This window comes from Caulobacter sp. GW821-FHT09B08, assembly GCF_059418225.1.
Map to the genome: position 1 here is coordinate 141,328 of NZ_JBWKPL010000001.1, position 14,601 is coordinate 155,928.

12 protein-coding genes are annotated in these 14,601 nt (G+C 70.2%); 7 read left to right on the forward strand and 5 right to left on the reverse strand.

The features are described from left to right. Nucleotides 1-18: 18 nt before the first annotated feature. Nucleotides 19-651, reverse strand: coding sequence for a TetR/AcrR family transcriptional regulator (locus AC07OA_RS00725; protein WP_494661839.1), 633 nt, complete (start codon nucleotides 649-651; stop codon nucleotides 19-21). 279 nt (nucleotides 652-930) lie between these two features. Here AC07OA_RS00725 and AC07OA_RS00730 point away from each other — a divergent pair, with 279 nt between their 5' ends. From AC07OA_RS00730 to AC07OA_RS00760, 7 genes are all read left to right on the forward strand, one after another. Beyond that, on the forward strand, nucleotides 931-1,971 hold the full coding sequence (locus AC07OA_RS00730; protein ID WP_494661840.1) for an efflux RND transporter periplasmic adaptor subunit: 1,041 nt from the start codon (nucleotides 931-933) through the stop codon (nucleotides 1,969-1,971). 196 nt (nucleotides 1,972-2,167) lie between these two features. Continuing rightward, nucleotides 2,168-5,245: an efflux RND transporter permease subunit gene (locus AC07OA_RS00735; protein ID WP_494661841.1), complete on the forward strand. Its 3,078-nt coding sequence runs from the start codon at nucleotides 2,168-2,170 to the stop codon at nucleotides 5,243-5,245. 139 nt (nucleotides 5,246-5,384) lie between these two features. Next, nucleotides 5,385-6,272, forward strand: coding sequence for a hypothetical protein (locus AC07OA_RS00740; RefSeq protein ID WP_494661842.1), 888 nt, complete (start codon nucleotides 5,385-5,387; stop codon nucleotides 6,270-6,272). 8 nt (nucleotides 6,273-6,280) lie between these two features. Beyond that, complete coding sequence (locus AC07OA_RS00745) at nucleotides 6,281-6,925, forward strand: hypothetical protein (RefSeq protein WP_494661843.1); 645 nt, start codon at nucleotides 6,281-6,283, stop codon at nucleotides 6,923-6,925. Nucleotides 6,926-7,093: 168 nt separating this feature from the next. Continuing rightward, nucleotides 7,094-8,743 carry a phytoene desaturase family protein gene (locus tag AC07OA_RS00750; RefSeq protein ID WP_494661844.1) on the forward strand — a complete coding sequence of 550 codons (1,650 nt, stop codon included), beginning with the start codon at nucleotides 7,094-7,096 and terminating at the stop codon, nucleotides 8,741-8,743. Between the two features lie 160 nt (nucleotides 8,744-8,903). Then, nucleotides 8,904-10,046 carry an aromatic ring-hydroxylating oxygenase subunit alpha gene (locus AC07OA_RS00755; protein WP_494661845.1) on the forward strand — a complete coding sequence of 381 codons (1,143 nt, stop codon included), beginning with the start codon at nucleotides 8,904-8,906 and terminating at the stop codon, nucleotides 10,044-10,046. A gap of 187 nt (nucleotides 10,047-10,233) precedes the next feature. After that, a complete protein-coding gene (locus AC07OA_RS00760) occupies nucleotides 10,234-10,824 on the forward strand; it encodes a TetR family transcriptional regulator C-terminal domain-containing protein (protein WP_494661846.1) in 591 nt (196 codons plus the stop codon). Nucleotides 10,825-11,002: 178 nt separating this feature from the next. Here AC07OA_RS00760 and AC07OA_RS00765 read toward each other — a convergent pair whose 3' ends face one another. The 4 genes from AC07OA_RS00765 to AC07OA_RS00780 form a co-directional block, all read right to left on the reverse strand. After that, a complete protein-coding gene (locus tag AC07OA_RS00765) occupies nucleotides 11,003-11,242 on the reverse strand; it encodes a hypothetical protein (RefSeq protein ID WP_494661847.1) in 240 nt (79 codons plus the stop codon). A 266-nt stretch (nucleotides 11,243-11,508) separates the two neighbouring features. After that, the gene (locus AC07OA_RS00770; RefSeq protein WP_494661848.1) at nucleotides 11,509-11,694 is read right to left on the reverse strand and encodes a hypothetical protein; all 186 of its coding nucleotides are present in this window, start codon (nucleotides 11,692-11,694) and stop codon (nucleotides 11,509-11,511) included. Between the two features lie 157 nt (nucleotides 11,695-11,851). Then, on the reverse strand, nucleotides 11,852-13,123 hold the full coding sequence (locus AC07OA_RS00775) for a Xaa-Pro dipeptidase (protein ID WP_494661849.1): 1,272 nt from the start codon (nucleotides 13,121-13,123) through the stop codon (nucleotides 11,852-11,854). A gap of 70 nt (nucleotides 13,124-13,193) precedes the next feature. Next, the gene (locus AC07OA_RS00780) at nucleotides 13,194-14,558 is read right to left on the reverse strand and encodes an amino acid permease (protein WP_494661850.1); all 1,365 of its coding nucleotides are present in this window, start codon (nucleotides 14,556-14,558) and stop codon (nucleotides 13,194-13,196) included. Nucleotides 14,559-14,601: the final 43 nt, after the last annotated feature.

Consider the following 14,601-nt stretch of genomic DNA (forward strand, 5'->3'; position numbering starts at 1 on the left):
GTTCTGGAACCCTTCGCCCTACTTCAGCACCCCGCGCCGCAGCATGGCGATGTGGCCCGCGATCAGGGCCTCGCGTTCGACCCAGGGGAATTCGGGCCGGGCGATCAGCAGGGAGACCAGGCCGTGCAGGCCGGCCCATAGGGTCTGGGTCACGCGCAGGGGGTCGTCGTCGTGGGTCAGGCCGGCGGCGTGCAGGTCGGCGACCAGGGCCACGAAGCCCTGGAAGGCGGCGATGCCCGCCGCCATCGGCCGCCCGCCCGTGCGGGCGTTGAACGAGCCGTCGTGGCTCTTCTCGATCATGAAGGCCACGCGGTAGGCGTCCGGCTGCTCCAGGCCGAAGTCGACATAGACCCGCATGGCCCGGTCGAAGCCCTCGGGGCTGGGCGTCCAGTCGGCCTTGCCCGCGCTCATCCGCGCCGACAGGGTGGCGAAGGCCCGCACGCACAGCTCGGCGATCAGGTCGTCCTTGGTGGCGAAATAGGCGTAGAGCGCCGGCTGGCTGATGCCCGCGGCCTCGGCGATCTGGCGGGTGGAGACGGTGTGCAGGTCCCTGGCGGCGAACAGCCGGAGCGCGGCGTCGAGGATCTCCTCCCGACGCTCGGAGCCTTGACCCTTGGGTTTACGCGGCGATCGGACTTGAGGCGACTTCATACAGAAACAGCCTTTCCCAGGCCGCGCCCGGCTTGACAAGGCGCGATAATCTATCACTGATAACTTATCACTGATCGATAGTCGAGGGGCGGGGCTGTGCGTGTACGGATCGAGGAGCGCGCGAAAGCCCCCTGCCCCCTAACGGTTGTCATCCCGGAAAGCGCGCAGCGCTTGTCCGGGACCCAGGTGAACCGCATCGAGGCAGCACCCGGTCCCCTGGGTCCCGGACAGCCCTTGCGGGGCTTCCGGGATGACAACCGTTGGGGAATCGGCCGCGGGTTGGCCTTCGCTATCCTCGCCCTCGCCGCCTGCGGCCCCGCCAAGACCCCGCCCGCCCCGCCGCCGCCTCAGGCGGTGGAGGCCGTGGCCGTGGCCGCGCCGCGCGCCGCCGGCGGGGTCACCGCCACCGGGACCCTGGAGCGGCGCCGCGAGATGGCGCTGTCGTTCCGCATCGCCGGGGTGCTGACCCGGGTCGGGGTCGAGGCCGGCGATCCCGTCCGCGCCGGCCAGGTGCTGGCCGCCATCGACCCCGCCGGCGTCGACGCCCGCCAGCAGGCCTCGTCGGCCGACCTCGAAAAGGCCCGCCGCGACCTGGAGCGCGCCAAGACCCTCTACGCCAAGGGCTATGTGGCCAAGGCCCGGCTGGACGACGCCGAGAGCGCCGTGCGCTCGGCCTCCGCCGCCTACAACGGCGCCGCCTTCGACCGCCGCTGGGCCCAGCTGGTCTCGCCCGCCTCGGGGGTGGTGCTGGAGCGCAAGGCCCAGGTCGGCGAGGTGGTGCAGCCCGGCCAGGCCGTGGTCAGCGTCGCCGACCTGAACAGTCCCCTGGTGCTGCGCGTGCCCCTGCCCGACCGCGAGGTGGCCGGGATCGGCGTAGGCGCGCCGGTCGAGGTCACGGTGGACGCCCTGCCGGGCCAGATCCTGACCGGCCGCGTCACCCGCGTGGGCCAGTCGGCCGACGCCCGCACCGGCGCCGTCACGGTCGAGATCGAGGTCGCCGCCCGGCCCGACCTGCGCAGCGGCCAGATCGCCAGCGCCCACATCGCCAGCCGCGCGGCCGCGACCACGACGGCCTTCTCGCGCATCCCCGCCGAGGCGGTGCTGGAGGCCACCGGCGACAAGGCCTCGGTGCTGCGGCTGGACAACGGACGGGCGCGCCGCACGGCGGTGAGGTTCGGCGGCTTCGACGGCGACGACGCCCTGGTGGCGGGCCTGGCCGACGGGACGCGGGTGATCACCGCCGGGGCGGGGTTCGTCTCGGACGGGGACCGGGTGACGGTGACCGATCCCAAGGCGCTGGGGAAGGCGGGCGGGCGATGAGCGCCATGACCGCGTCCTCCCTGCCCTCCACCTTTCCGCCGTCATTCCCGCCCTTGTGGCGGGAACCCCTGGTTCAGCCCGCGAGTGAAGCGCAAGCGGACCGCTGGCGGTCCGCCCCCTCCGCACCTGCGGCGGACAGAGGGGTTCCCGCCACAAGGGCGGGAATGACGGCCGTTAGGGTTGGGGGAGCCCCCCAATGAAGTTCGACCTCGCCGGTTTCGCCGTCCATCGCTGGCAGTTCACCCTGGTCGCCTTCGGCCTGCTGGTGATGCTGGGCCTCAACGCCTTTTTCAGCGTGCCGCGCTCGGAGGACCCGCACTTCCCCGTGCCCATCGTGGTGATCCGCGCCGTGCTGCCCGGGGCCGAGCCGGCCGAGATGGAGCAGCTGGTCGCCCACCCCATCGAGGACGCCGTCTACGGCCTGGACGACATCGACAAGGTGATCTCCACCAGCGCCGACGGCGCGGCCGTGGTCGGCGTCCACTTCACCTGGAACGTCGATCCCGAGCGCAAGTACGACCAGGTGGTGCGCGAGGTGAACGCCATCCGGGGCAACCTGCCCGCCGGCCTGGCGCGGCTGGAGATCGAGCGGGTGCGCACCACCGAGGTGGCCGTCATCCAGACCGCCCTCGTCAGCGACACCCTGCCCATGCGGCGCCTGGAGAAGGTGGCCGACCGGCTGCGCGAGCAGATCGACCGCGTGCCCGGGGTTCGCCGGTCCGAATACTGGGGCACGCCGCCCAGCGAGGTGCGGGTGTCGCTGGACCTGGCCCGTCTGTCGGCGCTCAAGCTGCCCGCCACCGCCGTCTCCGACGCCCTGAAGGCGGCCGGCGCCGAGGCCCCCATCGGCGCGGTCCAGGCCGGCGAGCGGCGCTTCAACGTCAAGTCCGGCGGGGCCTTCCGCGACCTGGAGACGGTGAAGAACACCCCCGTCCGCTCCATCGGCGGCCAGGTGGTGCGTGTGCGCGACGTGGCTCAGGTGGCCTGGGCCCAGGACGAACCCACCCACCTGACCCGCTTCAACGGCAAGCGCGCCGTCTTCGTCACCGTCACCCAGAAGGACGGCCAGGACGTGGCCCGCATCACCAAGGCCGTCGACAAGGTGCTGGACGACTACGAAAAGACCCTGCCGGCCGGGGTGAAGCTGGAGCGCGGCTTCGTCCAGGCCAGGAACGTCGAACACCGCCTGGGCAACCTCTTCCGCGACTTCGGCATCGCTCTCGTGCTGGTGCTGATCACCCTGCTGCCGCTGGGGCCGCGCGCGGGCCTGGTGGTGATGGTGTCGATCCCGCTGTCCCTGCTGATCGGCCTGACCCTGCTGCAGGCGTTCGGCTTCACCCTGAACCAGCTGTCGATCGCCGGCTTCGTGCTGGCCCTGGGCCTGCTGGTCGACGACAGCATCGTCATCACCGAGAACATCGCCCGCCGGATTCGCGAGGGCGAGGAGCGCACCGAGGCGGCGGTGAACGGCACGCGCCAGATCGCCCTGGCCGTGCTGGGCTGCACCGCCACCCTGATGCTGGCCTTCCTGCCGCTGATGGCCCTGCCGGCCGGCTCGGGGGCCTATATCAAGTCGCTGCCGGTGACGGTGCTGTGCACCGTGGGCGCCTCGCTGGTGGTGTCGATGACCATCATCCCGTTCCTGGCCAGCCGCGTGCTGGACAAGCATTCCGACCCGGAGGGCAACCGCCTGCTCCAGGCGGTGAACGGCGGCATCCACCGCTTCTACCGGCCGGTGCTGCACTTCGGCCTGGCCCGGCCGTGGCTGTCGCTGGCGATCATGCTGGCCCTGTGCGCCACCACCGTCCCGATGCTGAAGATCGTCGGCTCGTCCCTGTTCCCCGCCGCCGAGACCCCGCAGTTTCTGATCCGCGTCGAGACGCCCAACGGCAGTCCGCTGTCGCGCACCGACCGGGCCCTGCGCTTCGTCGAGACGCGCCTGTCGGCCGAGCCCAAGATCATCTGGCACGCCGACAACCTGGGGCGCGGCAATCCCCAGATCTTCTACAACCAGTCCCAGCACGAGAGCTCCACCACCTATGCCGAGGTGTTCGCCAGCCTGAAGGCCTGGGAGCCAGGGCAGAGCGACCAGGTGCTGGACCGCCTGCGCGCCGACTTCGCCCGCTTCCCCGGAGCGCGGATCAGCGTGATCACCTTCGAGAACGGCCCGCCCATCGAGGCCCCGGTGGCCATCCGCCTGACCGGCCGCGACCTGGACGTGCTGAAGGCCCTGGCCGCCCGCACCGAGGCGATCCTGAAGGCCACGCCCGGCACGCGCGACGTCAACAACCCCATACGTCTCGACCGCACCGACCTCGACCTCGGCGTCGACGAGGGCAAGGCCGCGGCCCTGGGCGTGCCGGCCGGGGCGCCGCGCCGCGTGGCCCGCCTGGCCCTGTCGGGCGAGGAGACCGGTCGCTTCCGCGACGCCGACGGCGACGATTACGCGGTGAAGGTGCGCCTGCCGATGGCCACCTCCGGCGCCCTGCAGGCCGGCGACCACAACGCCCTGGCCGACCTGTCCAAGGTCTATGTGCCCACCGCCGAGGGCGAGGCCGCGCCTCTGGGGGCCATCGCCCAGCCCGCCCTGCGCTCCAGCCCCGCGCGGATCGACCGCTTCGACCGCCAGCGGACGGTGACGGTGACGTCCTACGTCCAGACCGGCTTCCTGACCGCCAAGGTCACGCAGGACGCGCTCGCGCGCCTGAACCGCGACCTGCCGATGCCGCCCGGCTATGTGCTGAGCCTGGGCGGCCAGGCCGAGGCGCAGTCGGAGAGCTTCTCGGGGCTGGGGGCGGCGGTGATGGTGGCGGTGTTCGGGATCCTGGCCGTGCTGGTCCTGGAGTTCCAGAAGTTCAAGACCGCCCTGGTGGTGGCCGGCATCATCCCGTTCGGCCTGTTCGGCGCCGTCGCGGCCCTGTGGATCACCGGCTATTCGCTGAGCTTCACCGCGACCATCGGGCTGATCGCCCTCATCGGCATCGAGATCAAGAACTCGATCCTGCTGGTCGACTTCACCGAGCAGTTGCGGCGCGACGGCATGGGCCTGCACGACGCCATCGAAAAGGCCGGCGAGGTGCGGTTCCTGCCGGTGCTGCTGACCAGCGTCACGGCCATCGGCGGCCTGCTGCCCCTGGCGCTGGAGGGCTCGGGCCTCTATTCGCCCCTGGCCATCGTGATCATCGGTGGACTGATCACCTCCACCGTGCTGTCGCGAGTGGCCACCCCGGTGATGTACTGGCTGACGGCGCGGGGGAAGGCGGAGCGGGCCTGAAACTTATCCCCAGACGCCCGAGGGGCCCCACTGACACCGGTTGCGCGCCCCCTTGCCACAACCTCCGAAATCTGGTGCACAGCTTGACCATACGGTCCCGGCGCCAGTGCCGGAATGCGTGCTTTAGGGGGGAATCCTAGTGAGAGCTTTCGTTTACGGCGCCGTTGTCGCCGCCTTCAGCCTGTCCGTCGCCCTGCCGGCGGCCGCCGCCGATCCCAAATACGTCTTCCCGGAGACGGCCAAGACCGTCGAGGGCGGTCGCTCGGTGCAGGTGCTGGTCTCGCAGACCGAGATGAAGTCCGACATCAACCAGTCCAACATCGTGGTCGCCACCGGCGGCGGCCTGCTGGGCGCCCTGATCGACGCCAAGGTCAATTCCGACCGCGCCAAGCGCGCCGAGATCGCCATCCAGCCGATGCGCGAGTCCCTGACCGGCTATGACGTCGACACCCTGGCCGTCGAGACCAGCAAGGCCATCGTCGCCAAGACCGCCTGGCTGCAGGCGCCCGCCCAGACCTTCGGTCGCGACAACACCCCGGCCGGCAAGGGCGCGGCTCTGGACGCCGCCGCCGCCCCGCAGGTGGCCTTCTTCGAATACACCTACGACGCCTCGCCCGACTTCTCGAGCATCCGGGTGTCGCTGAACATCCAGGTGGCCAACAAGGCCAACCCGGCCGGCAAGGACGCCGCCGCCCGCCTGGCGCCCAAGTACCTGATCTACAGCCAGACCGTGACCAGCGTGATCACCCTGGCCGGCGCTTCGAAAGAAGAGAAGGACAACGCCGCCCGCTGGGCCAAGGACGACGGCAAGCTGGCCCGCAAGGCCCTGGCCGAAGCCTTCGACCAGGTCGGCCAGCTGGCCCCGCGCGCCCTGGAGATCAAGGCCGCCGACGTCAAGCCGATGAACGCCCGCGACAAGAAGTTCGTGATGCTGGGCGGCTACGGCGGTCGCATCCAGGAAGAGACGCCGGAGGGCACGCTGCTGTTCAACGGCGTGCTGGTGCGCGCCAAGACCCTGGCCGAATAGGTCCGGGCATGCGCGCTTCCAAACTCCTGACCGGCCTGGCGTCGGCCGGGGCGGCCCTGTCGCTGGCGGCCTGCGCCAGCCAGCCGCCGGTGGCGGTGAGCTCCACCTTCGTCGACCGCGTGCCGGTGGCCACCACGGCCAAGGCTCAAGCGGAAGCCAAGGCTCTGGCCAAGGCCCAGACCAAGGCCGGCCTGCCGGTCACGGCGCCGCCCGTGACCTGCAAGGTCGCCGTCGCCGAGCTGACCGACACCCGTCGCGAGCCCCAGCTGCTGGGGATCGTCGGCGGGCGGGCGGTAAAGGCCCCGGAGGACACCACGGTGTGGCTGACCTCGATCCTCGGCGGCCTGCAGGCGCGCGGCGTGGGCGTGGCGTTCGACAAGGACGCCGCCCCCACGGGCGAGGCGGTGGTGGCCAAGGTGGCCCTGCGCTCGGCCTGGCTGACCAGCGTCTCGACCAACAAGGTCGCCAACGTGGTCGTCCATGTCCGCGCCGAGCGGGCCGGCGCGCCGGTGGTGGAACGCGACTATCGCGGCGCCCTGACGGTGATGAACTGGTCCAGCAGCGAAGCCGAGCTGCGCCGCCTGGTCGACGACGCCTTCGCCGACGCGCTCAACGACATGGCCGTGGACTTCCATAAGCTGTGTAAGGGCTAGTTCGGGCGCTCACTTGCCCCCACGGACGCGTTCAGGTCCTCCGCCCCCTACGGGGGCGGACAGGCGGCGAAGCCGCCAGGTGGGGGCAAGTGGGTGATCCCCGGACTTTCCCTTGCTTATTTTACACCCGTATAGCAACCTCCCTCCACACCTCGGGGGAGTAAGACCATGGCCGGAACCCAGCAACGCGACGCCGTCATCATCGGCGGGGGCCACAACGGGCTGGTCTGCGCCTTCTACCTGGCCAGCGCCGGACTGAAGGTCACGGTCTGCGAGGCCCGCGACGTGGTCGGCGGGGCCGCCGTCACCGAGGAATTCCACCCCGGCTTCCGCAACTCCGTCGCCAGCTACACCGTCAGCCTGCTCAGCCCCAAGGTCATCGCCGACATGGACCTGCACGGCCACGGCCTGCGGATCCTGGAGCGGCCGATCTCCAACTTCCTGCCCATCGACGACAGCACCTACATCAAGCTGGGCGGCGGGCTGGAGCGCACGCAAGCCGAGTTCCGCAAGTTCTCCGAGAAGGACGCCGAGCGGCTGCCCGCCTACTACGCCATGCTGGACGAGATCGGCGACGTGCTGCGCGACTTCGCCGGCGAGACCCCGCCGAACCTGGGCGACGGCCTGCCGGGCCTGCTGCGGGCCCTGCGCCAGGGCGGGCGGATGGCCATGCTGTCGCGCGAGCGCAAGCGCGACCTGCTGGACCTCTTCACCAAGAGCGCCCGCGACTTCCTGGACGGCTGGTTCGAGAGCGACGCGGTCAAGGCCAGCTTCGGCTTCGACGCCGTGGTCGGCAACTTCGCCAGCCCCGACACCCCCGGCTCGGCCTACGTCCTGCTGCACCACACCTTCGGCGAGGTGAACGGCAAGAAGGGCGCCTGGGGCCACGCGGTGGGCGGCATGGGGGCCATCACCCAGGCCATGGCGAAAGCCTGCCGCGCCAAGGGCGTGGACATCCTGACCGGCGCCAAGGTCGAGGGCATCCACGTCGAGGACAGCCCGAAAGGCGGCGGCAAGCGCGCCGTGGGCGTGCAGCTGGTCGACGGCACCCAGATCATGGCCCCGATCATCAGCTCCAACCTCAATCCGTCGCTGCTGTACGGCTCGCTGGTGCCGCCCTCGGCCCTGCCCGCCCCGTTCAAGAAGGCGATCAAGGGCTACAAGAACGGCTCGGGCACCTTCCGCATGAACGTGGCCCTGTCGGAGCTGCCCGACTTCACCTGCCTGCCCGGCAAGGCCGTGGCCGAGCACCACCAGTGCGGCATCGTGCTGTCGCCGACCCTGGACTACATGGACGAGGCCTATCGCGACGCCAAGGCGACGGGGATTTCCAAGAAGCCCATCGTCGAGATCCTGATCCCCTCGACCCTGGACGACACCCTGGCCCCGCCCGGCCAGCACGTGGCCAGCCTGTTCTGCCAGCAGTTCGCCTGGAACCTGCCCGACGGCCGCGCCTGGGACGACGAACGCGAGGCCGCCGCCGACCTGATCATCGACACGGTCAACCAGTGGGCCCCCAACTTCAAGGCGTCGGTCCTGGGGCGGATGATCCTGTCGCCGGTGGACCTGGAGCGGAAGTTCGGCCTGGTGAACGGCGACATCATGCACGGCCACATGTCGCTGGACCAGCTGTGGGCGGCCCGGCCGGTGCTGGGGCATGCGAGCCACCGCGCGCCGATCAAGGGGCTCTACATGTGCGGGGCGGGGTGCCATCCGGGCGGCGGGGTGTCGGGTAATCCGGGACGCAACGCGGCGCGGGAGATCCTGCGCGACCGGGACTTCGGAACGGCGGTGAAGCTGAGCGTGGTGGGGCGGTGATGGGTTGCGACCTCCCTCTCAGCTCCAACATCCCGGCGAAGGCCGGGACCCAAGCTGACTGTCAGAAAGGCCGCGGACGATCGAGCGGCAATGATCTTCCCGCCACCTCGGCTTGGGTCCCGGCCTTCGCCGGGATGTTGGGATTTGAGGAGTGGCGGTGATGGACCTGAACCTCCCCAACCACGACCCCGATTCCGACTGGGGCCTCCCCGGCTGGCTCTACGACAACGCCCGGTTCTTTCGCGAGGAACAGGACAAGGTCCTGCGCCCGTCCTGGCAGATCGTCTGCCACCTGAACGACATCCCCAAGGCCGGCGACTTCCACACCTTCGACTTCCTGGGCGAGAGCACCGTGGTGCTGCGCGGCAAGGACGGTGGGGTCAAGGCCTTCGCCAATGTCTGCCGCCATCGCGCCGCGCGGCTGCTGGACGGCCCCAGCGGCCATTGCGCGCGGGTGGTCTGCCCCTATCACGCCTGGACCTACAGCCTGGACGGCCAGCTGATCGGCGTGCCGCACCGCGAGACCTATCCGGCGCTCAAGCTGGAGGAGCAGGGCCTGGCCCCGGTCGACGTCGAGGTCTATCGCGGCTTCGTCTTCGTGCGGCTGGAGGGGGACGGTCCCTCGGTGGCCGACATGATGGCCCCCTACGACCACGAGCTGGAGCCCTACCGCTTCGAGGAGATGGTCCCGTTCGGCCGCGTCACCCTGCGGCCGCGCGACGTCAACTGGAAGAACATCAGCGACAACTATTCTGACGGCCTGCACATCCCCATCGCCCATCCGGGCCTGACGCGCCTGTTCGGCAAGGGCTATGGCGTGGAAGCGCAGACCTGGGTCGACAAGATGTGGGGCCAGCTGATCGACGAGCCCTCGCGCAATCCGTCCGAGCGCCTCTACCAGGACCTGCTGCCCGACGTCGATCACCTGCCGGCCGAGCGCAAGCGGCTTTGGACCTATTTCAAGCTCTGGCCCAACCAGGCCTTCGACATCTATCCCGACCAGGTGGACTTCATGCAGTTCATCCCGGTCTCGCCCACCCAAACCATGATCCGCGAGATCGCCTACGCCCTGCCCGACGAGCGGCGCGAGATGAAGGCGGCGCGCTATCTGAACTGGCGCATCAACCGCCAGGTCAACGCCGAGGACACCGAGCTGGTCGCCCGCGTGCAGCAGGGCATGGCGTCTCGGAGTTTCACGGCGGGGCCGCTGGCGGAGACGGAGGTCAGCTTGCGCAGCTTCGGCCGCAAGATGCGGGCGCTGATCCCGCAGGCGCGGCTGCATCGGCCGCCGGAGGGGTGGTAGCCGCCTTGACGCCCCCTCCGTCGGGCTTCGCCCGCCACCTCCCCCGTTTCACGGGTGAGGAGAAGAGATGGCGCCGCATCCTCCTCACCCGCGCAGCGGGGGAGGTGGCGCGATGCGAATACGCATCGTGACGGAGGGGGCGTCCCGGCGGGATGACAACCTTCTGGAATGCACGTAGGCCTCACCCATGACCCGCGCCACCTTCACCCGCGAAGCCGCCGACGTGCGCCGCACGGCCCTGATCGGGGCCGCCGCGCGCGTCCTCGCCGCCAAGGGCGTGGCCGGCGCCTCCGTGCGGACGATCTGCGCCGAGGCGGGGGTCAGCGCGGGGCTGCTGCGGCACTATTTCGACGGGGTCGACGCCCTGATCGCCGAAGCCTACGAGGCCACCGGCGCCCTGATCGACGCGGCCCTGGAGGCGGCCGTCGAAGCGGCGGGCGACGACCCGCGCAAGCGTCTCTCCGCCTATCTGACGGCCAGCTTCGCCCCGCCGGTGCTGGACCCGCACCTGCTGGCCACGTGGCTGGCCTTCTGGAGCCTGGTGAAGGTGAACGAGGCCATCGCCGCCATCCACCGGCGCACCTATGCCGGCTATCGCGCCCGGCTGGAGGAACTGCTGACCGCCTGCGACCCGGCGGTCGACGCTCGCCTGGCGGCCATCGGCCTGACGGCGGTCGTGGACGGACTATGGCTGGAGCTGTGCCTGGACGACACGGTCTTCACCCCGGCCGAAGCGGGGGCCATCGCCGAGCGGTTGCTGGCGGGGTATCTCAAATAGAAACCCTCTCCCAGAGGGAGAGGGAGGGGCCCGCCGCGGAGTGGCGGGAGGGTGAGGGGTTACGCCCTCACCGATTGCACACAAGCGCCGTGCCGGCGCGCCGGCTGGCGGTTTAACCCCTCATCCTCCCACGCCTTCGGCGCGGGCCCCTCCTTCTCCCTCTGGGAGAAGGAAAGACTTAGGCCGCCGCCTGGGCGCCGAGGTTGGTGCGGCCCCAGCTGGCGCGGCGGGCTTCCGGCTCGGAGACCTGCACGCGGGCGGTCTTGCCCTGGGTGCGCATGTGGCGGGCCAGCATCTCGGCCACGCCGACGGCTTCGGGCTGGGCGGGATAGGAGCCGATCAGGTCGGGCGCGTCGTTCCAGGTCACGTGCCAGACGCCCGAAACAGGTCGGACGAAATAGGTGTGTTCGTCGGCCATGGTTTGCACTCCTTGGTACCCGTTCAGCGTCCGCCATACCGCGTCCGCGTGACAACTGTTTCGATGCTGCACAGCAACATCGCCTGTGCATTGCACACTGCAGGAGCCGGGCCAAGCGGTCTTTTGGTGAATGGGCGGGCAACTTTGTGGCCGCTTTCGCGTTGCCGAAGCCTTGCGGCGTAAGGAAAAGCGGCGCCGTGGGGTGGCGCGGACACCACGACTCGATCAGCGGGCGGAAGTGTTCGCGGTCGCGATATTCGAAGGGTTCAGTGGCGCCAGGCCAAGAGCGACACCGCGCCCAGGACCAGGCTGACATAGAAGCCCAGCCCCCACATCAGGTGCTCGCCCTCGTCGTCGCGGAACCGGTCGTCCAGCAGACGATCGCCCAGCGGCAGCATCTCGCCGAGGGAGACGATCATGCGGCCGGTCGCGATGAGCAGGCGGGTGATCATGATACGGACGGTGCGCCCGAAAGGTTAACCATAAGCTTAGGGTTGCGGGGCCAGCGCGGCGCCCGGAGAGGGGGACACACACTCGCGGCAGGGCCCGGATTCAATCGGCAGGGCCGAGGGGCGAGTGTGTGTCCCCATCTTTGCCCGCGCCCTGGGTCTACTTCACCACCACCCCGCCCTTCATCACCGAGGCCACGTGCTCCAGCACCGTGATGTCGGCCATCGCATCCCCGTCCACCGCGATCAGGTCGGCGTAGCGGCCGGGGGCCACGGCGCCGACGTCGGTCTTCTTCATCAGTTCGGCGGCCACCGTGGTGGCCGACTGCACCGCCTGCATGGGGGTCATGCCCCACTGGACCATGTACTTCATCTGGCGGGCGTTGAGGCCGTGCGGATAGACGCCCGCGTCGGTGCCGTAGGCGATCTTGACCCCGGCCTTGACCGCCTTGCGGAAGCCCACGCGCTGGGCCTCGGTGGTCTCCCAGTTCTTGCGCAGGGTCTCGGCCGGCCAGCCGTGGGCCTTGCCGTATTCGTCGATCCAGTCGCCGTCATAGATGTCGGCCACCAGGAAGACGCCCTTGGCCTTCATCATGGCGATGGCCTCGTCGTCCATCAGCGAGCCGTGCTCGATCGAGCGGACGCCCGCCCGCATGGCCGACTTCATGCCCTCGGCCCCGTGGGCGTGGGCGGTGGCGTAGGTCCCGCGCCGGGCGGCCTCGTCGACGGCGGCGCGCATCTCGTCCTCGGTCAGCTCCTGCTGGCCCGGCTCGGTGCCGACGGTGAGGACCGCGCCGGTGGCGATCAGCTTCAGGAAGTCGGCGTGGTGGGCCAGGATGTTGGCGGCCTTGCGCCGGGCGTCCGGGGCGTCTTCCACCACCCCCACCCGCATCTCGGGCGGGATGCCCACATCGGCCGCGATGCCTGTGACCTCGCCCCCGCCACCGGGGATGGTGATGTAGGCGCCGGCCACCGACATGCGCGGACCGGGCACCAGCCCATTGTCGATGGCGTCGCGCAGAGCCACGTCGCCGAACGCCCGCCAGGTGCCGACGTCGCGCACGCTGGTGAAGCCGGCCTCCAGCGTTACCCGGGCGTGGGCGGCGGCGATGAACGACTGGTAGGCGGCCGTGGTCAGCAGGGGCTCGGCGATGTTTTCGGTCTGCTCCTGGTCGACCAGGTGGGTGTGCATGTCGATCAGGCCGGGCAGCACCATGCGCCTGGACCAGTCGATGACCGCGCCGTCGGTGGGGGCCGTGGTCCAGGGCGCGACCGAGACCACGCGCTCGCCGTCGATCTTGATCAGCTGGTCGGTCAGCACCTTGCCCTGCAGGGTGTCGACCAGCTTGCCGGCGTGGACGTAGACGGGGGCGGCCTGGGCGGCGGAGGCGGTCAGCGCGAGAGCTGCGGCCATCAGGGCGGTGCGGATCATCGTGTTCATCCTGCGCGGCCGGGGATCGAGGTGGGGACACACACTCACCCCGCGACCTGTGTGAAAAGGGCTAGGCGGTGGGGTGAGTGTGTGTCCCCGTCTTCGCCCCCAACCGCCCCCGCGTCAGCCAGTAGAACGGCGCGCCGATGGCCAGCAGGACGACGCCCCACAGCACCGCCGGGCCGCCGGCGCCGAACAGGGTGAAGACCGCATAGGCGCCCGCCAGTATGGCCACCACGGTCAGGGCCGTGGTCGGGTTGATCCGCTTGGACGCCTGCAGCTTCAGGGCCGCCAGGGCGCAGGCCAGATAGGTGAACAGCGAGGCCGTGGTGGCCAGAAGGGCGATGAAGGTGAAGACCTCGGCCATCGACTTGGCGTAGTTCATCGCCACCAGCACGGTCAGGAAACCGGCCGACATCAGGTGGGCCCGCACCGGCGCGCCGCGCTTGGATTCCTTGCCCAGGAACGCCGGGAACACCCCGCCCCGGGCCATGGCGTAGGGCATCTCGCCCTGCAGCAGCACCCAGCCGTTCAGGGCCCCGAAGGCGCTGATCGCCGCGAACAGGGCCAGCACCTTGCCCGCCGCCGCGCCCCAATGCAGGGCCACGAAGTCCGACAGGGGGGCGTTGGAGACCTTCAGGCTGTCGGCGGGCGTCAGCAGCACCACGGCAGAACAGACCAGCAGGTAGATCAGGCCGGTGAACACTGTCCCGGCCAGGGTGGCGCGGGGGATGGTGCGGGTGGGGTCCACCACCTTGCCGGCCGGCACGGTGGCCGACTCCAGGCCCAGCAGCGCCCACAGGGTCAGGGTGGCCGCCGCCGTGATCCCGCCGGGATGGATGTCGGACGCGTGGAACGGCGTCAGGCTGGCGCCGCCGTCCGAGCCGATCACCCAGAAGGCCAGGCCCGCCACCGCCACCAGCGGCAGCAGCTTCAGCACCGTGGTCACCACCTGCAGCCCGCCGGCCGCGCGGGCGCCCACGATATTGACGCCCACCATCAGCCAGACCGCCGCCAGGGTCAGCAGCATGTGCAGGCCGGGAACCTTGGCGATGGCCGGAAAGATCACCGACAGATAGCTGACCGCCCCGGTGGCGATGGCCGCGTTGCCGACCCACAGCGAGATCCAGTAGCTCCACGCCACCATGAACCCGACCAGCGGCCCGAAGGCTTCCTGGGTGTAGGCATAGGGCCCGCCGGCCTTGGGAAACTCGCGCGACAGGCCCGCGAAGACGAAGGCCAGGGCCAGGCCGCCGGCGATGGTGATCAGCCAGCCGAACACCGCGTTCCAGCCGTAGGGGGCCAGGGACGCGGGCAGCATGAACACCCCCGAGCCGATCATGTTGCCGACCACCAGGGCCGTGCACATCCAGAAGCCCAGGGCTTTTGGACCCGTGACTTGAGGGATCGGGACCTTCTCTTGGGTCGTCGTCATATGGCTACGCTTTCACGGGGCGGACCGGACGTCCATCGTCGCG